Annotated in this window: 20 protein-coding genes, 1 tRNA gene and 1 riboswitch; of the genes, 7 read left to right on the forward strand and 14 right to left on the reverse strand. The window is 55.0% G+C overall.

The window, feature by feature from the left end:
• Positions 1–71: 71 nt before the first annotated feature.
• The gene (locus tag GOX88_RS18205) at positions 72–515 is read right to left on the reverse strand and encodes a 6,7-dimethyl-8-ribityllumazine synthase (protein ID WP_302478202.1); all 444 of its coding nucleotides are present in this window, start codon (positions 513–515) and stop codon (positions 72–74) included.
• 125 nt (positions 516–640) lie between these two features.
• Positions 641–787: riboswitch (FMN riboswitch) on the reverse strand.
• A 112-nt stretch (positions 788–899) separates the two neighbouring features.
• On the opposite strand from GOX88_RS18205, the gene GOX88_RS18210 reads away from it, so the two are divergent.
• Positions 900–1,508 (forward strand): glutathione S-transferase, encoded by a 609-nt coding sequence (locus tag GOX88_RS18210; protein WP_170405065.1) that lies wholly within the window; start codon positions 900–902, stop codon positions 1,506–1,508.
• 54 nt (positions 1,509–1,562) lie between these two features.
• Here GOX88_RS18210 and GOX88_RS18215 read toward each other — a convergent pair whose 3' ends face one another.
• Positions 1,563–2,009, reverse strand: a complete 447-nt coding sequence (locus GOX88_RS18215) for a c-type cytochrome (RefSeq protein ID WP_170405066.1) — start codon at positions 2,007–2,009, stop codon at positions 1,563–1,565.
• Between the two features lie 474 nt (positions 2,010–2,483).
• Between GOX88_RS18215 and petA the strand changes: the two genes are divergently transcribed.
• The 3 genes from petA to GOX88_RS18230 are packed head-to-tail and all read left to right on the forward strand — an operon-like array spanning position 2,484 to position 5,214.
• Entirely contained in the window at positions 2,484–3,068 is a 585-nt protein-coding gene (gene petA / locus GOX88_RS18220) for a ubiquinol-cytochrome c reductase iron-sulfur subunit (protein WP_170405069.1), read from the forward strand.
• A gap of 11 nt (positions 3,069–3,079) precedes the next feature.
• Positions 3,080–4,411: a cytochrome b gene (gene petB / locus GOX88_RS18225; protein ID WP_170405072.1), complete on the forward strand. Its 1,332-nt coding sequence runs from the start codon at positions 3,080–3,082 to the stop codon at positions 4,409–4,411.
• A gap of 17 nt (positions 4,412–4,428) precedes the next feature.
• Entirely contained in the window at positions 4,429–5,214 is a 786-nt protein-coding gene (locus GOX88_RS18230) for a cytochrome c1 (RefSeq protein WP_170405075.1), read from the forward strand.
• Between the two features lie 371 nt (positions 5,215–5,585).
• Here GOX88_RS18230 and mtaB read toward each other — a convergent pair whose 3' ends face one another.
• Together mtaB and dapF are read right to left on the reverse strand one after the other, a co-directional pair.
• Complete coding sequence (gene mtaB, locus GOX88_RS18235) at positions 5,586–6,842, reverse strand: tRNA (N(6)-L-threonylcarbamoyladenosine(37)-C(2))-methylthiotransferase MtaB (protein WP_170405078.1); 1,257 nt, start codon at positions 6,840–6,842, stop codon at positions 5,586–5,588.
• Complete coding sequence (gene dapF, locus GOX88_RS18240; RefSeq protein WP_170405153.1) at positions 6,839–7,681, reverse strand: diaminopimelate epimerase; 843 nt, start codon at positions 7,679–7,681, stop codon at positions 6,839–6,841. The genes mtaB and dapF overlap by 4 nt, the downstream gene beginning before the upstream one ends.
• Positions 7,682–7,893: 212 nt before the next feature.
• Here dapF and GOX88_RS18245 point away from each other — a divergent pair.
• Positions 7,894–7,969 (forward strand) — tRNA-Lys (locus tag GOX88_RS18245).
• Positions 7,970–8,070: 101 nt separating this feature from the next.
• On the opposite strand, the gene GOX88_RS18250 is transcribed toward GOX88_RS18245, so the two are convergent.
• From GOX88_RS18250 to GOX88_RS18270, 5 genes are all read right to left on the reverse strand, one after another.
• Positions 8,071–9,114, reverse strand: coding sequence for a tyrosine-type recombinase/integrase (locus GOX88_RS18250; RefSeq protein ID WP_170405081.1), 1,044 nt, complete (start codon positions 9,112–9,114; stop codon positions 8,071–8,073).
• 125 nt (positions 9,115–9,239) lie between these two features.
• Positions 9,240–9,596, reverse strand: coding sequence for a helix-turn-helix domain-containing protein (locus GOX88_RS18255; protein WP_170405084.1), 357 nt, complete (start codon positions 9,594–9,596; stop codon positions 9,240–9,242).
• Positions 9,597–9,675: 79 nt separating this feature from the next.
• Positions 9,676–10,164, reverse strand: a complete 489-nt coding sequence (locus GOX88_RS18260; protein ID WP_170405087.1) for a hypothetical protein — start codon at positions 10,162–10,164, stop codon at positions 9,676–9,678.
• Between the two features lie 185 nt (positions 10,165–10,349).
• A complete protein-coding gene (locus GOX88_RS18265) occupies positions 10,350–10,901 on the reverse strand; it encodes a recombinase family protein (RefSeq protein WP_170405090.1) in 552 nt (183 codons plus the stop codon).
• A 394-nt stretch (positions 10,902–11,295) separates the two neighbouring features.
• Positions 11,296–11,952 (reverse strand): DUF2971 domain-containing protein, encoded by a 657-nt coding sequence (locus tag GOX88_RS18270; RefSeq protein ID WP_170405093.1) that lies wholly within the window; start codon positions 11,950–11,952, stop codon positions 11,296–11,298.
• Between the two features lie 223 nt (positions 11,953–12,175).
• Here GOX88_RS18270 and GOX88_RS18275 point away from each other — a divergent pair, with 223 nt between their 5' ends.
• Positions 12,176–13,036, forward strand: a complete 861-nt coding sequence (locus tag GOX88_RS18275) for a hypothetical protein (RefSeq protein ID WP_170405096.1) — start codon at positions 12,176–12,178, stop codon at positions 13,034–13,036.
• Positions 13,037–13,500: 464 nt separating this feature from the next.
• Here the strand turns inward: GOX88_RS18275 and GOX88_RS18280 are convergent, their stop codons facing one another.
• Together GOX88_RS18280 and GOX88_RS18285 are read right to left on the reverse strand one after the other, a co-directional pair.
• Entirely contained in the window at positions 13,501–15,531 is a 2,031-nt protein-coding gene (locus tag GOX88_RS18280) for an ATP-binding protein (RefSeq protein ID WP_170405099.1), read from the reverse strand.
• A gap of 420 nt (positions 15,532–15,951) precedes the next feature.
• Positions 15,952–17,322 carry a hypothetical protein gene (locus tag GOX88_RS18285; RefSeq protein WP_170405102.1) on the reverse strand — a complete coding sequence of 457 codons (1,371 nt, stop codon included), beginning with the start codon at positions 17,320–17,322 and terminating at the stop codon, positions 15,952–15,954.
• A 958-nt stretch (positions 17,323–18,280) separates the two neighbouring features.
• Here GOX88_RS18285 and GOX88_RS18290 point away from each other — a divergent pair.
• Positions 18,281–18,637, forward strand: coding sequence for a RidA family protein (locus tag GOX88_RS18290; RefSeq protein ID WP_170405105.1), 357 nt, complete (start codon positions 18,281–18,283; stop codon positions 18,635–18,637).
• Positions 18,638–18,774: 137 nt separating this feature from the next.
• Here the strand turns inward: GOX88_RS18290 and GOX88_RS18295 are convergent, their stop codons facing one another.
• From GOX88_RS18295 to ade, 3 genes are all read right to left on the reverse strand, one after another.
• Positions 18,775–19,062: an HU family DNA-binding protein gene (locus tag GOX88_RS18295; protein WP_039533371.1), complete on the reverse strand. Its 288-nt coding sequence runs from the start codon at positions 19,060–19,062 to the stop codon at positions 18,775–18,777.
• A gap of 130 nt (positions 19,063–19,192) precedes the next feature.
• Positions 19,193–20,656, reverse strand: a complete 1,464-nt coding sequence (locus GOX88_RS18300) for an AMP nucleosidase (RefSeq protein WP_170405108.1) — start codon at positions 20,654–20,656, stop codon at positions 19,193–19,195.
• The gene (gene ade, locus GOX88_RS18305; protein WP_170405111.1) at positions 20,653–22,455 is read right to left on the reverse strand and encodes an adenine deaminase; all 1,803 of its coding nucleotides are present in this window, start codon (positions 22,453–22,455) and stop codon (positions 20,653–20,655) included. Before ade ends, GOX88_RS18300 begins: the two co-directional genes overlap by 4 nt.
• Positions 22,456–22,593: the final 138 nt, after the last annotated feature.

A 22,593-nucleotide genomic window follows, 5' to 3' on the forward strand; every position in this document is an offset into this window, starting at 1 on the left:
TGATTAGCGGGCAAGGCCCGTGGCCTCAAGCGGATTTGCGGTTGGGGCAGGGGCGCCCCAACCAAGTGTGCCTATGCCGCACGGGTTAGTTCGGCGCGGGTTTTGGCGATCATAAGGGCGGCTTGCGCGGCCTCGCGCCCCTTTTCCACGAAGTGATCGCGGTAGATGGCGTTGTGGTGATCGGTTTCCTGATACTGATGCGGGGTCAGCGAGACCGAGAGGACGGGAACGCCCGTGTCCAATCCGGCACGCATCAGGCCATCGACTACGGCTTGTGCCACAAAATCGTGCCGGTAGATGCCGCCATCCACCACAAAAGCGGCACAGGCGATGGCATCGTATTGGCCGGTTTGGGCCAGATCGCGGGCCAGCAGCGGCATCTCGAACGCGCCGGGGACGTCGAAGACATCGACCTGTTCGGCAGGGATGAGTTCAAGGAGCCCGTCCAGCGCGCGGTCCACGATATCGGAATGCCAGTTGGCTTTGATAAAAGCATAGCGGGTGTGTGTCATCATGATCTCCTTTCGGTTTGGTGGCCTGCTGGCGGTCGCGAAAACAGATTCCCACTTTTCGCTGCCAGCCCGGCATGACACGTCACCCAAGGCGATCACGAGCAGACGCACCGCATTACCGGCACGCTGCACGTTCTCTTTCATCCGGACTGTAACCGTCGGCTCTGGCCTCTCACCAGATCTGCTGACACCCCGATCAACGGGGCCGCTCGCGGGCTTACGGGTCAAGCCCGCATACCGCCGGTGGGGAATTTCACCCCGCCCTGAGAACGGGGTGGAATGTGCCAAGGCGCGTTCACTTCTGCAAGAGGCTTTACGCCCCGGCCAATTGACGGGTTTTGTTTCCATGGTCGTCCTGTAAGGTCGCTGCAACCAAGGAGAGCGCGAATGAAACTCTATCACAGTCCAACCTCGCCTTATGTCCGCAAGGTGATGGTTTTGCTGCACGAAACCGGCCAGCTTGAAGATGTCGAGGTGTTGAACGTCGCCACCACTCCGTTGGCCCCGGCGGACGAGCTGCAGGGCAAGGTGCCGCTGAGACGCATTCCGGCGCTGGAGCGGCCCGAAGGCCCGACCCTGTTTGACAGCCGTGTGATCTGCGCGTTTCTGGATGCGCGTGCCAAGGCGGGAATGTACACCGAGGGCTCCGGGCGCTGGGACGTGCTGACGTTGGAGGCGCTGGCTGACGGTATTCTGGATTCGGCGGTTGGGATGACCTATGAGGCGCGCCTGCGCCCCGAGGACAAACAGTGGGACACCTGGCTGGACGCGCAATGGGGCAAGATCGAACGGGCTTGTGCCGCATTGAACCAGCGTTGGATGGCGCATCTGTCGGGGCCGCTGGATATGGGGCAGGTGGCCGTGGCCTGTGCGCTGGGCTATCTGGACTTGCGCCACGACGCGCGGAACTGGCGCAAAGGCAATGATGCGCTCAGCGAATGGTTTGCCGCGTTCAACGAACGCCCCAGCATGGCAGCGACCCGCCCCGAGGGCTGAGCCCGGCTTCAGAAGCGCTGGCCGTGACAGGCAAGGCCAGCGCCGGATCAAAAATCAGGGGGCGCTGAACGTGGCGAGATAGGCCGCGATGTCATCGGCGCCTTTCTTCAGCTTGACGCTCATGTTCGGGCGCGCGGTCTCGTCATCCAGATATTCTTGAATGAAACCGATCGGGTCCTGCGAATAGGCGGCGATGTTTTCTTCGGTCCAGATCAGACCTTCATCACCGGCGCGGATCATGTCATCGGTGAACATGCCGACGGGCAGACGCTCGCTACCATAGCGGTAGTCATTCTCGGCTCCGGCGACGCGGCCCACCACACCATAGAGATTCGGCCCGGTGATGCCGCCTTTGACCAGAACCTCACCGTCTTTGATGATCGCGTGGCAGGAAGAGCAGCGGTTATAGAGTTTTTCACCTTTGGCCGGGTCACCGGCAGCTGCGGCATGTGACGCAAGGGCAATTGTAAGAGTCAACGCAGTTGGAATGAGTTTTGGCATGGAAAACGTCCTGCTGAGGTTGGGATTAATCGGCCCTTCGGAGATTCCCGCTAAAAGTGCAATCGAAATCAGGTCTGCGTAAGCTCCTACAAAATATCTATTTTCAACTCAGTTTTTTCGCGGTCACGGATTTCCCGAAAGTGGGAAATTGCATGGCGAAAATGGGTCAGAAATTTGCAGATCAGGCGGCCTGTGATGCGGGGATGACCGATCCTGGTGACCCGTATTCGCACGCCCCGAATCACATGGATGCGAATTCTGCCGATTGGCGGATTTCCCCACTTAAACCCGTCCAAATCTTGAAAAATCACCCCTTCGTTGTGACATGAATGCCCACATGCGGCGTAGTGCGCGCCTATGACCGCTGGACGAACCGATTTCTCCCGGCTAGATAGCCGCGATGAGACGCCGCTTTGATGCGGTGCTGATGCATGTTTGCCCGCAACCGCGGGCGCCGGAATCGGAGAAAACCTCGTGTCCCACGCAGAAGACAACGAAGGCACCCGCAGAGATTTCCTCTACTACGTCGCTGGCGGCGCAGGTGTCGTTGCGACGGGTGCAGCCGTATGGCCCCTGATCAACCAAATGAACCCATCGGCAGACGTTCAGGCGCTGTCCTCGATTCGCCAGGATGTCAGCGGTGTCGAGCCGGGCACGCAGCTGACCGTGAAATGGCTGGGTAAGCCTGTATTCATCCGTCACCGTACCGGTGCTGAGATTCAAGAGGCTCAGGAGCAGGACGCTGAAGGCGTAGACGCACTGCCTGATCCGTTGGCGCGCAATTTCAACCTGCCCGCTGATGCCCCCGCAACCGACGCCAACCGCGTGATGCCTTCGCCCGAAGGCGAAGCTCCCGGTGCATGGATCGTACAGATGGGCGTTTGCACGCACCTGGGCTGTGTGCCTCTGGGCGATGCCGGTGATTTCGGAGGCTGGTTCTGCCCCTGCCACGGTTCGCACTATGACCTTGCCGGTCGTATCCGCAAAGGCCCCGCGCCCGAAAACCTGCCCGTTCCGCCCGTTGAATGGGTGGACGCGACAACCATCAAGCTCGGCTAAGGGAGACCCAGATGTCCGGAATTCCCCACGATCATTACGAGCCGAAGACAAACGGTGAGAAGTGGCTGAACAGCCGACTGCCTATCGTCGGCCTGATTTACGACACCATCATGATCCCCACACCGAAGAACCTGAACTGGTGGTGGATCTGGGGCATCGTCCTGGCGTTCTGCCTGGCGCTGCAGATCGTCACCGGTATCGTTCTGGTGATGCACTATACCCCGCATGTTGATCTGGCCTTCGCCAGCATCGAACACATCATGCGCAACGTGAATGGCGGCTATATGCTGCGCTACCTGCACATGAACGGCGCGTCGCTGTTCTTTGTTGCGGTCTACATCCACATCTTCCGTGGCCTGTTCTACGGCTCGTACAAAGCCCCGCGTGAAATCACGTGGATCATCGGGATGCTGATCTACCTGATGATGATGGGCACCGCCTTCATGGGCTACGTTCTGCCCTGGGGTCAGATGTCCTTCTGGGGTGCGACCGTGATCACCGGCCTGTTTGGCGCGATCCCGTTTGTGGGCGACGCGATCCAGACCTGGCTGCTGGGCGGACCCGCGGTGGACAACGCCACGCTGAACCGCTTCTTCTCGCTGCACTACCTGCTGCCGTTCGTGATTGCGGCGCTGGTCATCGTGCACATCTGGGCTTTCCACACCACCGGCAACAACAACCCCACGGGTGTTGAAGTGCGCCGTGGTTCGAAAGCCGAGGCCGAGAAAGACACGCTGCCCTTCTGGCCCTACTTCGTGATCAAGGACCTGTTCGCGCTGGCCGTGATCCTGGTCGTGTTCTGGGCGATTGTCGGCTTCATGCCGAACTATCTGGGCCACCCGGACAACTACATCGAAGCCAACCCGCTGGTCACACCTGCGCACATCGTGCCTGAATGGTACTTCCTGCCGTTCTACGCGATCCTGCGTGCCTTCACCGGTGAGGTCTGGGTTGTTCAGTTCGCCAGCTTCATCACCGGCGGCATCGTCGACGCCAAGTTCTTTGGTGTGATCGCGATGTTCGGTGCGATCCTGGCCATGGCCCTGGCGCCCTGGCTGGATACCTCGAGCGTGCGTTCGGGCAAATACCGCCCGATGTTCAAATGGTGGTTCTACCTGCTGATCATCGACTTCTTCGCCCTGATGTGGCTGGGTGCGATGCCCGCGGAAGAGCCCTATGCGACCTTCTCGCTGATCGCGTCTGCCTACTGGTTCGCCTATTTCTTCGTGATCCTGCCGATCCTCGGCGTGATCGAGAAGCCTCTGGCACAGCCCGAGACCATCGAAGAAGACTTCAACGCGCATTATGGCAAGGCTGACGCCGACGCCACGCCGGCCGAGTAAGAAGAGGGACCGGAAACATGTTCAAGAAACTTGCAATCGGTGCCGCGTTTGCTCTGGCCCTTGCTCCTGCTGCGTCCTTCGCAGCAGGCGGCGGCGAGCAGCATATCGAGGACTTCCACTTCTCGTTCGAAGGGCCTTTCGGCACCTGGGACAAGAACCAGCTGCAGCGTGGTCTTCAGATCTATACCGAGGTCTGCGCAGCCTGCCACGGTCTGAGATACGTGCCCCTGCGCGACCTTGAGGCGCTTGGCTATTCGGAAGAAGAAGTCATCGCTTATGCGGCGGGCAACTTCGAAGTGTTCGATCCTGAGCTGGACGATTTCCGCCCGGCGATCCCGACCGACCACTTCCCGGCCAATGACGGTGTTGGCGCGCCGGACCTGAGCCTGATGGCCAAGGCCCGCGCCGGGTTCCACGGACCTTATGGTCTGGGTATCAACCAGTTCTTCAAAGGCATGGGCGGCGCGGAATACATCGCCTCGCTGCTGGATGGCTACACCGGCCATGAAAAAGAAGAGGCTGGTACGGTTCTGTACGAAAACACCGCCTTCCCCGGCGGCTGGATTTCGATGGCACCGCCGCTGTCCGACGATCAGGTCGAGTTTGCCGATGGTCACCCGGCCACGGTTGAGGCCTTGTCCGAAGATGTCGCTGCCTTCCTGATGTGGACGGCCGAGCCGAAGATGATGGAGCGCAAATACTCGGGCTTCGTCGGCGTGATCTTCCTGTCGCTGCTGTCGGTCCTGCTGTACCTGGTCAACAAGCGTCTGTGGGCAGGCGTCAAAGGCAAGAAGACCGTCTGATCGGACTTCCACCAAGACTTTGAAAGCCCGGTGCTCAGCACCGGGCTTTTTTGTTTAAGCGCTTCGAAAGCTACACCCGAACCATCACGCGTTGTTTCGGGGGCCGTGTATTCTTCTAACCGAGCGACTACTTTAGGCTTTTCTTGGATGAGTGCGCCATGAAAGCGACAGGCCACCACACAACTATGTAGAGGTATGCAAGATAGCGGATTTTAGTTATGGGCAGGTGTTGAGGAAAGAAAACAACCCAAATAACAAACAAAATCCAGATTATACTAAAAATAGCAACCGCCCCGTTAATCGATTTCCGTTCCTCATCAGAATCCATTTTCTCTGCCATATCAGGTGTCCGTCGTTGGGCTAGTTCTGGCTCAGACAGTCAGTTGTGTGTTTGAGCGACCGAAAATTTTGGACGTCACGATCTGCCCTTCGGTTTGAGGTGCTCCGAACGTGACCTCAGTGAATTGCTCGGTGCGGCCCATATGCGGATTTTCCATCAGGATGTGATGGGTCTTGCCGATCTGGGCGGTCAGGTGTTTGGCGACCTGAGCCTCACCTGCGGCGCGCAGCCGGGCGGCACGGTCCTTGATGATGTTCCCATTGATCTGCTGCGGTATGCGGGCTGCAGGGGTGCCTTCGCGTTTGGAATAAGGGAAGACGTGCAGCCAGGTCAGGTCGCAGTCGGTGACCAGCTTCAGTGAGTTTTCGAAATGCGCGTCCGTCTCGGTCGGAAAGCCGGCGATGATGTCGGCGCCAAAGGTCATTTCGGGGCGCAGTTTGCGGGCCTCCTCTGTGAAGCGGATGGCATCGTCACGCAGGTGGCGGCGTTTCATCCGTTTCAGGATCAGGTCATCCCCGTGTTGCAGCGACAGGTGCAGATGCGGCATCAGGCGCGGCTCGGTTGCGATGGCGTGCAACAGGTTCTCGTCCACCTCGATCGAGTCGATCGAACTGATCCGCAGGCGCGGCAGGTCGGGAACCAATTTGAGAATCCGCATGACCAGATCGCCCAGCTTCGGCTGTGCCGGCAGGTCGGCGCCCCATGAGGTCAGGTCAACGCCGGTCAGAACCACTTCGTTGTAGCCCCGGTCCACCAGCCGCTTGATCTGGTCCACCACAACGCCCGCAGGGACGCTGCGAGAATTGCCGCGGCCATAGGGGATGATGCAGAAGGTGCAGCGATGGTCACAGCCATTCTGGACCTGCACATAGGCGCGTGAACGAGTGCCAAACCCGTCGATCAGGTGGCCTGCGGTCTCAGAGACCGACATGATGTCATCGACCTGCACCGCCTCGGTCTGGCCGATGAAATCCGCTGCCATGCCGTTCCAGGTGTCGGGCTGCATCTTTTCGGTATTGCCGATGACCGCATCAACCTCTTCCATCCGCGAAAACGTCTCGGGTTCGGTCTGAGCGGCACAGCCGGTTACGATCAGCCGAGCATTGGGATTTTCGCGCCGCAGCTTGCGAATCTCCTGCCGTGCCTTGCGCACTGCCTCGGCTGTTACCGCGCAGGTGTTCACCACGACCGCGTCGGTCAGGCCTGCCTGTTGCGACAGCTCCTTCATCGCCTCGGTCTCATAGGCGTTCAGGCGGCAGCCCAGAGTGGTGAACTTGGGGGGATTCATCCCAATGACCTCAGGAATTCAGGTGTCAGAGTGCCCGAGAAAACATGGCAAGTCGGCCCTGTCATCCAGACGCCATCCTCGCGCCAGTCGATCCAGATGGTGCCGCCATCCAGATCGATCTGCACTTTGCGTCCCGTCAGGCCGCGCCGTGCGGCGGCAACGGCGGTTGCACAGGACGAAGATCCCGAGGCCAACGTGATGCCCACGCCCCTCTCCCACACACGCATCCGGATGTGGTCTGGGCCGATGACCTGTGCCACCTGCACATTGGTACGTTCGGGATACAGCGGGTGGTATTCGTAGCGCGCGCCGAATTCCGTCAGAGGGATGGCTTCGGCGTCCTCGACAAAGAAGGTGCAGTGCGGGTTGCCCATCCCGGTGGCGGTTGGCCCACCCTCGATCGGCAGCTCCAAGGTGTCCACCTCTTCGGCCAGCGGAATCTCGTGCCAGTCCAGCTGCGGCGGCCCCATGTTGACCGAGGTCAGCCCTTTACCCGCATCGCGTGCGTACAAGGTGCCGCGTTCTGTGGTCAGCGTCAGTTCGGATTTGCCAGTTTCTTCCATCAGGAAACGCGCAATACAGCGCGTGGCATTCCCGCAAGCGGCCGAGGTCGATCCGTCGGCGTTGTAGAACACCAGATGCGCATCCGATTCGCCGTTTTCGATCACCGCCAGCTGGTCGAACCCGACACCGAACTGCCGGTGCCCGATTCCTTTTGCCAGGTCGGGCGTAATCTCAACGCTTTGCGCGCGCGCATCAACAATGACAAAGTCATTGCCCAGCCCGTGCATCTTCATGAAGGGCAAACCGGAGGTCAGTATTCGTTGCATGGCGCGCATATAACCCTGCACTGGAAAGGAATCCACCCTGCGGTGAAGATTCCTTAAAAAAGGGGTTGACCCCCCCGCGCCACCTGCCTAATTAGGCCGCCTATCGGGACGCCGGAAACAAGTTAAGTGATGGCGAAACGAGGCGCAAAATAAGGACTTGCACCCGGTCGGGAAAATGCCTTAGAGAGCGCCACGGATCGACATGATCCAGACAAAAGAGTGGGCCGTTAGCTCAGTTGGTAGAGCAACTGACTTTTAATCAGTGGGTCGCAGGTTCGAATCCTGCACGGCTCACCACTTTTTTCAATAATAACAAAGAGATGCAGGGTGCCGGTTAGGGTTGACCCAGTACAGCAAGTCCATACTGGGTCGGGATTTGGGCCAGTTCGAATTTTGGCTCAGGCCGCGTTGAGAATTTCACGCGCTTTATCAGCTGTCGGCAAATTTGCGAACTTGGCATACTTCTGTGTCTGAGTGACTGTAGCGTGTCCCAACAGATGGGATACTTCCTCAAGCCTCATACCTTTGTTCAGCATTCGGGTTGCATAGGTATCCCGGCAGGAGTGAATAGTTGCCGTTCCTTTCTCCGCCAACACACGGGCGCTGGAAGGACAGTTCTCCCTTATGACGTTCCTAAGATTCTTGACGGCTCTATCCATGGAGACGAATGGCTTTGGCTGCTCACTAAGCCTCTTCAGAACATCGTAAAGCCGGTCACTGATCGGCACAAACACAGACTTCTTGGTTTTGTGGTTAAAGTTATCGATCACCCGGTTTTCCATATCAATGTCTGCCCACTCAACCAAAATAGCTTCGTTTAGCCTAACGCCTGTATCGATGAGATAGACGAACAGATCGGCCGCCTTCTGATATGCCGCGTTCCCCTCAGATGCCTTGGCGTTGAGGCCCTGTAGGATGGCTTCTTCTTCCAAGTCAGACAGCACACGGCACTTCACAAAGCCACGTTCCAATTTGAATTCCAGATCAGGGTTCACCTTGTACCTCTTTTTGCAAAGGTTGTTCACTCGTTTGAGAAAGCGAAGTTCGCCGTTGATCGTGTTTGCTGTCATACCTTCTTCCTGACGTGCCATTCTGAGGTCATCCACGTCGTCATCGGTCAAAGAAGAAAGTGGACGGTCCGGATCAAGCGACCAGCGACCGTGGAAGGCCTTGGTCAGCCCCAGCATTTTGTTCATGTTATATTGGTAGCTTTCTTTGGTCCGACGTTGGACGCTGGCCACCGTGAGCGCACAGGCGTCTCGGAGCGTTATTTCCGGTTTCTCGCCATGCTGACGAATGTCCATGACCTTGTTGTATTCGGCCATCATGACGCGCTTAGCACCAGCTTGGTCTTTGCGCTTGGTACTGGCCTTGTACTCCTTCCCGCTGATCATGAACTTGTAGTAGTAGTACGGGCTGCCTTTGCGTTTGAAGATATTCATGGGATTCTTTCTGAAGGCACCATGAAGACCCGGCGCATCCGAACATCGGACACGCCAAATCGCTCCGCGTTGCGTTGTGCAAAGCAGAGGTCAGGCCTTCTAGGTGTGGATTTTGGTTTGGGTTGTTAGTTCTGCTGTTTCAGCAGGTCATTCAGTTGCCCACTGTGCAGGGCATCCAAGAAGTTCGCTATTTCCCGGCGGCTCAGGTTGCCAAAGAGCGACCGATGCATATCGGGATGATATTCTTGGGTGCAAAGAAGCACCCAGATGTAGCGATCCATATTGAGGGTCTCGGCAAGCGGCACCCACAGGTTCGAAGGTACTGCCATATAACCAAGTTCCATTTGGCTGATCATAGTATGGTTTTCGACACCCAATGCCTTTGCCAAAGCCTTTTGAGTGTATCCCTTCTTCAGTCGGGCATCTTTGAGACGCGCACCTAGGTTGCTTCGGTTCCTCTCTCTGCGTTTCTCAGAGAGCATGGGATGGCCTTTCCGTCTGGGTATCTCGAACGCTTAGTCCCGCTGTCTCGCGGCAATGCTCCAAGGCGCGAGCGGGTTTTTACCGTTTCGGGGGTGCGGCATTGGGCGCTGCAGTTACGCCGGTCTGTGATTTGTCTTCGTCCGCAGATAAAGCGTTATCGTTTCTCACGCCCTTCTTAGCTTTCAAGGCTTTTCTATATTCCCTTTTGATTACCGTCGGGTGTGATGATCTGAAGTCCGCAATATCATCAATGTCCAGAACTTCCAGAATGTCTGAACCCTCTGATCCCGGGACATAAATGGCCTCGTACAACCACTTGCAAGCGCTGCGCAGCGGAGAATCCATACTCTTTATGAGTTCGGGGAATTCGGATTTGAGGAATTCACCGTACTTTCGGGTGCTTTGGAATTGAGATGCGGTTTCGCTAAGTAGGAGGCCGATGTTTAAGTAGTCGCCCACGGATTCCTCGTTCCTCTTGCGTCTGGTTCTATTGATGTTTCTCAGGGATAGATCAGCTTTTCGTTTGCTCGGTTCTTTTATGGTGGGGTGTGTGACAAGATTTGTCATTTGTACTTTCCTTTGGGCCAATGCCCGTTGAAATGAGCCAGCAACCTTGATCAGCGAGACAGACTTAGTGCCTTGCGTTTGATTGATTTACTAGGCGATGGATTGCGACTTAGAGAGTGGCCTTCCCCAACGTGATGGGTTGGTCACAAGCACAGAAAATCGTCGCTTGTTTTCTGGCTATTCAGTTAGTGGGCGTCTTGGATGACGCGGAATACAGAACGCTCTGAGATGCCCAAACACTTGGCAGTTTCACGTTTGCTTTTGCCTTCCTGAAGCATTTGCCGAACTTCAGCCGCTTTGGCTCTAGCGGTCGGTTTCCTACCCTTATACTTGCCTTCTGCCTTCGCCTTGGCGATGCCTTCCCGTTGGCGTTCCAGCATCATCTCCCGCTCAAACTGAGCCACGGAACCCAGAACATTCAGCATCAGTTTCCCGGTAGCATTTGACGTATCCAAGCCTAGGTTCAGCACCCGAAGGCCAATATTCCCAGCTTCTAGGTCGTCCACAATTTCGCCGAGATGCTTCACAGACCGGGCCAGCCTGTCCAGTTTGGTCACCACCAGAACGTCTCCCTCCCGGCAGAACTCCATAGCGGCGTTGAGGGACTCCCTGAGGGCTACAGAGCTTACCTGTTCCTCGTACACCTTCTCGCACCCTACGCCCCTCAGTGACTCCCTCTGAGCCTCTAGGGATGCTTTCTGTTCCAGTGTCGACGTACGTGCATATCCGATCATCATGTGATGGTCTCCTTGTCTGCCAATGATGTTTAGGAAGTTGCGGCAGGGTGTCTGCCAAAAGTCGAAACCGACTCCATAGACAGACATTTGCGCCACGCTCTGAGGCTGACACACGGGCAAGATCTATCGGCAGAGGCCGGGAAGCCTTATTGCGCTGGGCAGTTGGCCGGTGAGAGTTCATTTCAGAATGAAGAGGGGGCGGGGGTGTCTGAAAGCGACTTCAAAAAGCGGGGGTTATAAGTGTTGTTATTGTTGTTGTTTGGAAGTCGGCCACCTCACAACACATCGGATGGAAAGCTGACGGCAATGGTCGGATGACCGCATTGAGCCCTAGTTGCCCGATGCTGAATGCAAAACCAATGTCCGTAAATGCGCCAGTCTTAGTTCTAGAGACTCAAAGGTGTTTTTGAAGCTTAGCTGACTTTTGGGGAGTCATGCGAAACCCCTTAAACTCCGCTCTAGCCGTTTGAAAAGTGACCCCCTCAGACTTCAATTCTGAATAGAGTCGTTCGGAATTTGAAGCCTCATACCTAGCACCGATGACAACCTCTTTCAGAACTGTGATTTCGTTGAAAGCAGCAAAGAACTTGCCATCTTCACTAACGCAGTTCTCTAAGGGACGAACCAACCGATACTCGTCTTCGTACGACCACTCTTTGTGCTTTGTTCGCAGCAACTGGTGGATTAAGCCTTGCAGCGAAGACTTGGAATTATCGACATCGCTTGCAGGTTTGATCCGATCTTCGACATAATTGATCTCGAATAGCAGTCTGTCAGGAACTTCAAAACCAAGCGCGAGGCCTTTGTGCGAGTCCGCGTAGTGTGCCCACATCAAAGGTTGATACCAATTTCTAGAAAAAGAGATGATCCCGTTTTCTTTAGAGACTAAATTCCGGAATTGTTTCGCCCAAGCGCGTACACTCTTATCTCCCAGATCAAGTGATAGATACTCAAATGGATCATTCAATTCGTCAATCGGGGATACTTTGAGGCGACGCTTCGACAAAGCTTCGAGGCCCCATTTAGCAGGATAAAACTTGTAGACTCGCATGCTGTTTTATTAGTCTTGATCGCTCAACCGAGCAACACATAGCGCCGACAGCAGACCTTGGCAGCGCTAAAACGAACGACAGCTCCGTCCGCACAACTGCCGTTTATCCCGTGGGACAGGTCGAAAGACAGGCAAAAATCGGCGGATGGCTGCTCTGAGCCCTTTGTGGACATTCAAATACCGATCAAAGATGATCTGTTAACACGCAACAGGTGAGGTCGAAGTGTACGATAGGAGATATTCTGGAAGCCTGATTGTTGCTTGCGCCGGCCCCGAAAACCCTCCACCCGAACAGACTGTCTATGGCGAAATGCGCTGTCGCTCCGGAGCTCAGCTGAAGTTCACGTCAGCGGACGCAAAACTAGCATTTGACAACTGGTCGATTGATGAACTGGTTCCGAAAGATGCCCACGTATTGCTATTGGACCCAACGCTCTCTGACTTCGAAGCCGCGATTGAAAATATTTCGAGAGAATTGAGCGTGTTCCCGCAAGGCGAGACCGGAATTGACCTTTACTTCGCAGGTCATGGCTTACCCAAGTCCGGAGCCTTAGTCCTGCGCGATCAGGCGCTTTCAGCCGCTGATTACGTTTCATTGATCGAAGAAAACATGGCGTCCGATAAGGGAATCCGAGGGATCAGCATGATGCTCGACAGCTGTCACTCGGGCGCTTTTCTCTTTGAGGCAATGGTCGCTCTTCAAGGTCGTGAAGAAACCGTTCGTTTGTATGACGGTCTATGCTCCTCAATGCATGACGAAAAGTCATGGGAGTTATCATTTCTTGAGCATGGTGCGTTTACTTTCACACACTTTCATCAAGGCAATAGCTATGTGAGTCCAGCGGAATTCCAGAAGGCAATTGACGAACAAAATCATAAAGTTATTGTAAAGTGCATTCAGGGCTTGGTCGCCTCGATGGCCGATCCGGCGACGTTCCTCACTCAAGGAAAACAACATTCGATCGATTGTGTCAAAGGCGGTGGATTGACTACCAAAACTCGTGGCTCGACAGACATAAATGAGTTGGACCAACCTTTCGATGTTGAAATGATCATTGAAGCGCTAAGGCGAAGTATCAAGTGACCGATCTGCCCGCTTTGCAGTCATTCCGATGGCCGCACGACTCAGACACGCTCAGGCAACCCGAAGTTCTCAGTGACAGCATTTCCACTGCGTATGCCATATGGGTAAGGTCTATTGGCATAGGCTAGGAAGCCTATTTGCGCTGGGCAGTTGGCCAGAGAGAATTCATTTCAGAATGAAGAGGGGGCGGGGGGTTCGGAAAGCGACTTCAAAAAGCGGGGGTTTTAAGAGTTGTTATTGTTGTTGTTTGAATATCGATCGGCTCAGAGCAAATCCGCCGGAAGGTTAGTAGAAATGGCCGGGTGACCGCTATTAGCCCTTAACGGTTATTGCCCGAGGGATAAAATACCGTAGCAGCATTGGCCTGTTCGCGGCCCAAACCAGAAATGAGGCTTAGGGCCTTCTTTGGGAAAGGCCCATCTATCTATGACATCAACAACTAGGCTACAAAGAAGTGCTCTCGCTCATTCCGCAGCTTTTGGCGTCTGAGCAACATCAACAAGATAGTCGTTTTCAGTTGAACTTTGCTTCACAAAATCTGTTTTGCGTGGCCTGTCCAATCCTGCTGCGTCTAACAGTGCCCTATTTGCTTGCCGTGATGAGGAAAGGACATAGTCCCACTCCACTGCCTGTATGACTACATTCGAATGATCTCCGCCAAGCCGCCTCTCTCTTCCCCTTCGATTGTGAATATAATCCCAGCCCGATACTTCTTCTTTTAGCTTCCCGTGAAAATCTGCCACGACCAGACAATGAAATTGACAGTCTTTTGTGACGCTTACCTTTCTACGGCCGAAACTTTCGATTTTGTCGTCTTTTATCTCAGAGACGTATCTACGTATCTGGTCTTCAATTCTTTCCTCTGGTTTATAGTTTTCACGGCCAGGGTGCTTGAGTTCCACGATAAAGACCGTTGACAGGGGCTCCGTATCTTCAACCTCTTCTTCCCCACCTTGTTGACCGACTGGCCCTAGGCCGTAGAGCACGTCCCAGAGCAGAACATCTGGCCTGAGGTCACTGTCACTATCTTCCAGAACGGCTGCTAATCTCTTGTCTGAGGAGAAACCTGAAGCAAATGCTAAGCGTTCGTCCAGCAGCCAAAGATCATGAGCAGCGCTTTCTTCTTCTTCCGGGTTGGCGGCATTCACTCGCATAGGAACTAGCAATGAATGGAGGGTGTTTTCCACGTGGTTCTTGTCCCGATCAGGGCTGTTGCGAAGCCGTCTGATTAGTTGATCCATTAAATCCAGAACCACTCTCCTGCGCGCCGCATGATGCCCGAGGGCAACTCTTTCATTGTCTTGCACCCCTTCTGCTGCACGACGCACAACTTCACCAAAGTCTTCAGGTACTTCATCTCCCGAAACTACTTTCTCGACGAGAGATGAAAGCGCCTCTTCTCTCTTTTGTTCAGCGCGGAAACGAGGAAGGGCCAATTTGCTAACGAAGTCCTCAGGGCTCTTTGCGTTGGCAGGTAAGGAGGCAAATATCTCATCCTTGTTGGCATAACCAAATATTGGTTGCTGCCTCAGGAATTCCTCGAACGTAGCACGCCGTGCTTGATCAAATTCATCAAGTTGATCCGAGATGAACCCGGATCGAGCAGATTTTACTGCTTCTTTAACAATGTCCGAGACTTCTCCTTCCGTAAGAGAAAAGGAAGTGCGGCTTTCAGAAACATTGCTGTTCAGAAGTTCCCCACTAACCAGAACATGGAGCGCTAAGTCTTCATTTTCTTCTGATTTTAGTGGGCCAATTGCCACGAGATCATCAACATTTCGGCTTTCAACTGTGCGTTCGTTGCCGAGCAGATGAACCTGATGGCGGCCAACCAACCCTGAACTCGCCTTCTTGTCACACAAGAAGCAGGTAACATCTAGGTTCGAGCCGTCACTCAACTTGATCTTGTTGACGGCTTCTGGTCCTCGGGCAACCAACTCTGAAACATCTTTGGGGAATGTCGCAGATTGTAGAGTACCTCCTTTGGTCGTCGCGGTTAAGTGAACTACTGGACCGACCTTGCTGAGGAAGTTTGAAATGAACTCTGCGGCAAGATAGACTTTTATTGTAGCCGCGCGTTTTGGAAAGTGTTCTGAATAGGGGCCTTGGCGCAAGCCAGAAAATCGAACAATTGTGCCCGTCTCGGTTGGACCAAAGTCGTGTTCTGCGTCATCGACCTCTAAAACTTGATCTTCGTGGGTCAAACGAAACTCAAATGCCCGTCGGGCGAGCTTTGTGCCTGTGCGATATTGGGAAATTACTTCGATTCTTTTAAAGGCGTCTAGCCAGTAGAGGCGGCCAACGCCTTTTCCACCACGCCCTTCTTTATAGTCAGTGTCAATCTCGCAGAATGCCTTGTAGCGATCTTGATCTAGGCCAATCCCATTGTCCCTAACTTCAATTTTGACCTCGTCCGTGCCGAGGTCAGACACAGCGATGTGTATGGCGCCATTCGAAGCATCGCCAAAGACACTTTCGCGGTCGTCAATGGCCATTATTGAATTGCTCACAGCCTCTAAGAAAGGCTGCAAGGCTTGTGCAGAGCTCCTAGGTTTAGTTAGTTTTCTCACCCTATTGGGGAGATTTTCGGTCATTGTTGGCATCTAGATTCCTACCTTGTTGGCATGAACATTGCAGGTCGGGCTATACTTGTCACTAGTGACTAAGTGCGGCGGTGCGTCTTGGGTTTTTTGTTGTGCGGATACCATATCAAGACCGAAAAAATGCAGTAATTACTTTGCCTTGTATAAAATAGAATTCTTGGTCGAACGTTACCTTTTTTCTTATGCTGCCAAGTAATGCCTAAGATACTTCTTATAGGACAACGTGTAGGATGACTTGTTAGCAGGGGGGATAATACCCCCCCAACAAGGTACCATACCTATGGGGTAACATAAGGTAACTTTCTAAAGCCCCTAAGCCACCATAGCAAAGCCGCCACCCATGTTCGTCTTAACTTGGGGTATGAAACCGAGTCGTTCCTTGTACGCATCCTTCAGCACATCTAGTGTCAACTCGTGATCCCGTTCCCTTACGATCAGACTGTCATGAACCGGAAGAGACGGTATCTCGTGCAACTCATAGAGGCGCTGCATAGCTGTCAAAAAACACTCTGCTTCTTCGTACTGCAAAACAGCCCAATCTAGTCTGTCCGGTTCAAGATTGGACAGGATGGGGTGTCGGACCAAAACCGATGAAACCACGTCCTTCAGCTTGTACCGATCCCTAGGGTGGTAGCCATGTTCGGCAATGAAGTCTTCGTTGAAGGACCTCGGCCAACGGGATGGGGGTTTGCCCCGCCCGATAGAGGCGACAACGATCCGTTTTGTGACCTCTCTGGGTATCCCGTCGATCTGGTAAGGATCAGGATCATAAGCGAGGGTTTCGCCTTTGATTGCGTACAGGATGGATAGCTGACTGGAAGAAACGTCAATTTCACAAGTCGGTTCACCATCGATCAGAATAGCTCTCCTTTTTTCCTTCGGCATCTGCATCCAATCGTCGTCAGAGGCGCAGTAAAAGCGACCTCCGAGATTGAAGTCGAAGCCTTTCCTGTCTCCGCAGTTGAAGATACGCCTCAGCATCGGTTTGTCTGACAGACTGAACCTGTGACGGGCCAACTGTCTGTTGAGGGTTTCCACTTCGGCTCTGCGTTCCTGAAACTTGATGCCGCTTTGTTTGATGAGTTTTCCCCGCTGCGGAAGGGCATAGTTACTGCCTTTGGAGCCACGCACTTGCAGCACATTGACGTGCTTGTGACTGCGCTCGAAATGCTCCGAGATGTTAGCCGCAGTGAGTTGGTAATTCTGAGCCATTTCCAATAGCCGTGGCGTGGCTCTGAACCTTCTAGCCTTTTCATATGTCTGGGTCTGGTCATTGGCCACATAGGATGCTTGGAAATGCGCAAATCCGGTTTCCTCCATCAGCCCCATTCCTATCCAGTAGGTTCGAAGCTTGATAAGGGCATCACTGCTCACCAAGGTCTGTGCCAGTTCGTCTTTGGCGGCTGGTCGATACATATAGCCCTTGGAAGCTACGTTGTCGCTGTGCTTGATCAAGTCAGCAGCCATTGCACCAACGGCCAGTTTGAAGTTGTCCAAGTCGATGCGTCGCCTAGCACGTGTTCGAGGGTGATACTGCGCTTCATATGTTAGAGTTTGACATATGAGTTCTGAAACGAAGTTTTTTGCAGCCTCAGTTGTCGTAGACCGATCTAATGTAGACATATGTGCTTGGTTCAGGGTTTCTCTTAATTCTTCAGGTGATGTTAGCGTCACGTTGTTCACGTGGCCTCCTTATTAATGTTCAATTTGATTGGATTGCTGTCGCAAGGTGGAGTGGAAGAACCACAGCAAATGCCGTTCACTGCGCCATTTGGTTTTCAGGCGAAGTGGCTTGAGGCGATCATTCTTCCTTTTAAGGTCGAATTTGTGTGCAGGGTTTAAAGCGGTTGCCGTAGCAAGCCGACCTTTGGTTTTTTCAAGATTGCGTTACGCAGCATCTGTCAAATTGATCGGGCAAATGTTGAGGGTATTGTGTGGCCTTGGTCAGGGCGAGGGGTAAGGCACCCGACACTGCCAAGAAGTTTCAGAGTGGAAGGCGGCTTTCTTCAAAAGGTACCAAAATCCGCAGTGACTGGCGGGTTCTTTTCGCCCACAAACTATGGCGAAAATACAATGCCTTAGATCAGAAAAAGGTGTGGGAAATTGGGCCTAATAGTGGGCCTACTGTATGTATTAAGCGGAAAGGTTTAGGACACAACACGGCTAGTTATATTGTTGAATTACAATAGGTTATCCAGCTAACGCTGGGCATTACTGCTAGATCCATAGAACTTTTAATCAGTGGGTCGCAGGTTCGAATCCTGCACGGCTCACCACTTTTTTCAATGAGAACAAATTCTTACATGAATGCGCGTAGAGCGCGCTTCATGCCGTTCGGCTTGCCGGAAGCAATACGGAAGCACTGTGACAAAGATTGAAGTGTGCTTATTGGATTACTATTGCGCGGCGCGGCTATTAGCAGGCAGCGACACAATAAATGGCAGTGGCTAGAGCCGGAAACGCCCTTTGGGACGCAAGGACACAACGTTCGGGGCAGGTCAGGCCACTGAGCCGCCATTCGCCGCTGTTGCATGATCCAACGTCCACAATGGCAGTTATGCGGACGAAGCGGACATCCGTTCACCCGGTGGCAATGTCTGTTATGATGTAATTGTAATTACAAAACGTTCGGATACACAATATGCCCATAAAACGAGCTTTAAGCAGCGCGCAGGGGCGAAGTGACGCCGTGGCTTTCAACGGCATGTGTTTTCTTGTCGCCTATGACCCGAACGCCGCGGAGGGAATTGAAGTCCAGACACGCAATTGCCTCCGTTTTCTGGAAGACAGGCTGTCCGAAATGGGCAGTGGAAAACATGCCCTCCTTCAAGTCACGGTGTTTCTAAGCGACATGACAATGAAGCCGGCAATGGATGACGTCTGGTGTGATTGGATTGGACCAGAAGAGAATTGGCCTCAAAGAGCATGTGTGGGCGCCGACTTGGGCGATGAAGTAACGCTCATTGAGATCACTGCTATCGCCGCTCAGTCTGTATAGCTGACATTTGCCCACGTGCTGCGACGCAGGAGGTCTGGGCTCAAAGTCTACAAACACGAAAGACGAAGTAGTAAGGGTAAAATAGAAAAAGGGCCCCCAAGCGGCGGCCCTTGATCATTTCGCAGTGAAAGCTGAAATCAGCCGTTCACGCTGTCCTTCAGAGCTTTCGCGATGGTCATCTTGACCACTTTGTCCGCTTCTTTCTTGAACTGCTCGCCTGTGGCGGGGTTGCGCACCATGCGCTCGGGGCGTTCGCGGCAATAGATTTTGCCAACGCCGGGCAGGGTCACTGCGCCACCGGCCGAAACTTCGCGGGTGATCAGGCCGGTCATGGCCTCAAGCGCAGCGTTCGCGGCTTTTTTGTCCGTTCCCATTTCCTCAGCGAGAGCAGCCACCAGCTGAGTCTTTGTCATAGGCTTTGCCATTTCTTGGTCTCCTTAACGTGCCCGAAACATAGGGCCTCACCGCGTAACTGTAACGGGATATTGTGGGCGAACACAACGAATAGTAGCGCGGAAAACACTAAAAATAGGGGGAAAACGTTGCTTTTTTGCTTCAGAGAAAGGCCGTTTCGTCAAACGAACGCAATTTCCGGCTGTGCAGACGCTCCAACGGCATGCCGCGCAGGTGCTCCATCGCGCGTATTCCGATCGCCAGATGGCGGCTGACCTGAGTGGTATAGAACGCCGAAGCCATGCCGGGAAGCTTTAATTCCCCGTGCAAAGGCTTGTCGGACACGCACAGTAAAGTCCCATATGGCACCCGGAACCGATAGCCATTGGCGGCGATGGTGGCGCTTTCCATATCCAGCGCGATCGCGCGGGATTGGCTGAGCCTTTGCACCGGGCCGGATTGGTCGCGCAGCTCCCAGTTGCGGTTGTCGACCGAAGCAACGGTGCCGGTGCGCATGATCCGTTTCAGCTCATAGCCTTCCAGTTCGGTCACCTCGGCGACAGCACTTTCCAGCGCGACCTGAACCTCGGCCAGCGGCGGGATCGGAACCCAAACCGGCAAATCGTCATCAAGCACCTTGTCCTCGCGCAGATAGGCATGGGCCAGCACGAAATCCCCCAGCGCCTGCGTGTTCCTCAGGCCCGCGCAGTGGCCGACCATCAACCAGGCGTGCGGGCGCAGTACCGCGATATGGTCGGTGGCGGTTTTTGCATTCGATGGACCGACCCCGATATTGACCAGTGTGATCCCCGCTCCATCCGCACGCTTCAGGTGATAGGTCGGCATCTGGGGCAGTTTCAGCGGTTGTTCCAGCACGCCGTCCGGGGTCGTGATTTCGACATTCCCGGTCGAGACGAAACTGGTATAGCCGCTGTCCGGATCAGCAAGTTGTTCGCGCGCGTAGTTTTCGAACTCGGACACGTAGAACTGGTAGTTGGTGAACAGGACGTGGTTCTGGAAATGGCTGGGATCGGTTGCCGTGTAATGTGACAGCCGCGCCAATGAGTAATCCACGCGCTGCGCGGTGAACAGCGACAGCGGGCCAATCACGTCGTTTATGTCATGTACGCCGTTGACGATGTCGTCATTTGTCGTGGTCAGGTCCGGCACGTCGAACACATCGCGCAGGGTGAACCCGGCGGCACCCTGATGCGGCACCACCAGATCGCGGTTGTTGGCCACTGCGAAATGCACCGGGATGGGGGTGTCCGAGGCCTGAATCGTCACCGGCTGATCATGGTTCCTGATCAGCAGGGCGATCTGTTGCGTCAGGTAGGATCGGAACAGGTCGGGCCGTGTCACTGTTGTGGCGTGGGTTCCGGGTTCGGACACGTGACCAAAGCTCAGCCGGCTGTCGACCTGCGCATAGGAGGAGGTCTTGATGCGAATTTCCGGGTAAAAGGCCCGATACCGCTCGGTCGGGGCACCCTGTTCCATGGCCGAAGCAAAGCTGTCGCACAGGAACTGCGTCGCCTTCTCGTACAGCCCTTCCAGACGGGCCACGGCGGCGGCGGGGTCGGTGAACTTTTCAGGCGTCGGGACGTCAGGAGTTTTTATTATTGTCATGCAAGTGGTTCCAGAAGGTCTATCTTTTCAAAAGTGCGCACATCCACCAGTCCCAGATCCGAGATCCGCAGCTCGGGGATCACGACCAATGCCAGCAGCGAGTGCTGCATATACGCGTTGTTCAACTGACAGCCGCAGGCCTGCATCGCCTCGACCATCTTGTCCGCCTTAGCGGCCACTTCAGCAGCGGGGCTGTCGGACATCAGCCCGGCAATCGGCAACTCCACCAGCGCCAGTTCTTCTCCATCGCGGAAAATGGTGATGCCGCCGCCAACCTCGGCCAGACGGTTTGCCGCCAGCGCCATCTGATCCCGGTCGGTGCCAACCACAATCATATGGTGGCTGTCATGGGCCACGGTCGAGGCCATGGCCATTTTGCCTTGGTATCCGAAGCCCGAGACAAAAGCGTTCGTCACCCCTCCGGTCGCGCGGTGGCGCTCGACCAACGCGATCTGGCAGACCTCGCCTTCGCCTTCGACCAGCCCGCCAATGATCGGCAATTCCGCCTTCAATGCTTTGGTCGGGGCTTGGTTTTCGACCACGCCAATCACATTGGCCTGTACGCGGTTGGCCCCGTTGGGCGCTTTGATTTCGAAGTCCCCCTTGGTCAGGGCGTGGCCCAGATGCACGGTGTTGCGCGCGGTTTCGGGCCAATTCAGATGCGGGCAGTCCACTGTGATCGCGCCATCCCGGGCGATGACCTGACCGCGGGCGATGACGACCTCAACAGGCAACTCAGTCAGGTCCGAGCTCAGAATGATATCCGCCCGACGCCCCGGGGTTATCGAGCCGATCTCCCGCTCCAGTCCGAAATGGGTCGCGGTGTTGATCGTCGCCATCTGCAATGCAATCAGCGGATCGCATCCGCAGGCAATCGCGTGGCGCACCACCCGGTTCATATGCCCTTCATTGACCAGCGTGCCAGAGTGGCAGTCGTCGGTGCACAGGATAAAGTTGCGCGGGTCCAGCCCCTTTTCGGTCACGGCCGTGATCTGGCTTTCGACGTCATACCAGGCCGAACCCAACCGCATCATCGACCGCATCCCCTGCCGCACGCGGGCAATCGCGTCGGCTTCGCAGGTGCCTTCATGGTCATCGGCCGGGCCACCCGCGACATAGGCTGCGAAATCAGGCCCCAGATCCGGCGAGGCATAATGCCCGCCCACTGTCTTGCCCGCCCGTTGGGTCGCGGCAATCTCGGCCAGCATCTTCGGGTCGCCATGGATCACACCCGGGAAATTCATCATCTCTCCCAGCCCTATAATGCCTGGCCAGTTCATAGCCTCGGCCACATCTTCAGGGGTGATCTCATAACCCGTGGTTTCAAGCCCGGGTGCCGAGGGCGCGCAGGACGGCATCTGAGTGAAGATGTTCACCGGCTGCATTAGCGCTTCGTCATGCATCATGCGCACACCGTCCAGCCCCAGCACATTGGCAATCTCATGCGGGTCGGTAAACATTGAGGTGGTGCCATGCGGAATCACTGCGCGGGCAAACTCGGCCGGGGTCAACATGCCCGATTCGATGTGCATATGGGCATCACACAGGCCCGGCAGCATGTAACGGCCTTTTGCTTCGATGATCTGTGTGTCGGGTCCAATGCAATGCGACGCGTCCGGCCCGACAAAGGCCACGCGCCCCGCCGCAATGGCAATGTCGTGTTCGGGCAGCGTTTCGCGGCTGTGGACATTGACCCAGATTCCGCCGCGAATAACCATATCGGCGGCCTCGCGTCCTGCGGCGACTGCAATCAATTGAGGGGCGACATCGGGCCAGCTGGGGAAGGGCGTGTATTCCATGGTTCAACTTTCCCGAATGCGCAAAAAGGTGCAACCCCCAGCGCACAGCTATCATCAAACCGTCACGCAGCGCGTCAGCGCTGCCCGGCCCAACCAGAGGAAATGTCGCGCAGCGACATTGACGATGGGCGGGAGTGC

The organism is Ruegeria arenilitoris (assembly GCF_013030985.1).
In the GTDB taxonomy this organism is placed as follows: Bacteria; Pseudomonadota; Alphaproteobacteria; order Rhodobacterales; family Rhodobacteraceae; genus Ruegeria; species Ruegeria arenilitoris_B.

What these genes read in the sequence shown, in the direction of transcription:
- GOX88_RS18205 (WP_302478202.1), bottom strand. Translation starts at nt 515, where the DNA reads ATGATGACACACACCCGCTATGCTTTTATCAAAGCCAACTGGCATTCC.
- GOX88_RS18210 (WP_170405065.1), top strand. Translation starts at nt 900, where the DNA reads ATGAAACTCTATCACAGTCCAACCTCGCCTTATGTCCGCAAGGTGATG.
- GOX88_RS18215 (WP_170405066.1), bottom strand. Translation starts at nt 2,009, where the DNA reads ATGCCAAAACTCATTCCAACTGCGTTGACTCTTACAATTGCCCTTGCG.
- petB (WP_170405072.1), top strand. Translation starts at nt 3,080, where the DNA reads ATGTCCGGAATTCCCCACGATCATTACGAGCCGAAGACAAACGGTGAG.
- GOX88_RS18230 (WP_170405075.1), top strand. Translation starts at nt 4,429, where the DNA reads ATGTTCAAGAAACTTGCAATCGGTGCCGCGTTTGCTCTGGCCCTTGCT.
- mtaB (WP_170405078.1), bottom strand. Translation starts at nt 6,842, where the DNA reads ATGAATCCCCCCAAGTTCACCACTCTGGGCTGCCGCCTGAACGCCTAT.
- dapF (WP_170405153.1), bottom strand. Translation starts at nt 7,681, where the DNA reads ATGCGCGCCATGCAACGAATACTGACCTCCGGTTTGCCCTTCATGAAG.
- GOX88_RS18250 (WP_170405081.1), bottom strand. Translation starts at nt 9,114, where the DNA reads ATGAATATCTTCAAACGCAAAGGCAGCCCGTACTACTACTACAAGTTC.
- GOX88_RS18255 (WP_170405084.1), bottom strand. Translation starts at nt 9,596, where the DNA reads ATGCTCTCTGAGAAACGCAGAGAGAGGAACCGAAGCAACCTAGGTGCG.
- GOX88_RS18260 (WP_170405087.1), bottom strand. Translation starts at nt 10,164, where the DNA reads ATGACAAATCTTGTCACACACCCCACCATAAAAGAACCGAGCAAACGA.
- GOX88_RS18265 (WP_170405090.1), bottom strand. Translation starts at nt 10,901, where the DNA reads ATGATGATCGGATATGCACGTACGTCGACACTGGAACAGAAAGCATCC.
- GOX88_RS18270 (WP_170405093.1), bottom strand. Translation starts at nt 11,952, where the DNA reads ATGCGAGTCTACAAGTTTTATCCTGCTAAATGGGGCCTCGAAGCTTTG.
- GOX88_RS18280 (WP_170405099.1), bottom strand. Translation starts at nt 15,531, where the DNA reads ATGGCCATTGACGACCGCGAAAGTGTCTTTGGCGATGCTTCGAATGGC.
- GOX88_RS18290 (WP_170405105.1), top strand. Translation starts at nt 18,281, where the DNA reads ATGCCCATAAAACGAGCTTTAAGCAGCGCGCAGGGGCGAAGTGACGCC.
- GOX88_RS18295 (WP_039533371.1), bottom strand. Translation starts at nt 19,062, where the DNA reads ATGGCAAAGCCTATGACAAAGACTCAGCTGGTGGCTGCTCTCGCTGAG.
- GOX88_RS18300 (WP_170405108.1), bottom strand. Translation starts at nt 20,656, where the DNA reads ATGACAATAATAAAAACTCCTGACGTCCCGACGCCTGAAAAGTTCACC.
- ade (WP_170405111.1), bottom strand. Translation starts at nt 22,455, where the DNA reads ATGGAATACACGCCCTTCCCCAGCTGGCCCGATGTCGCCCCTCAATTG.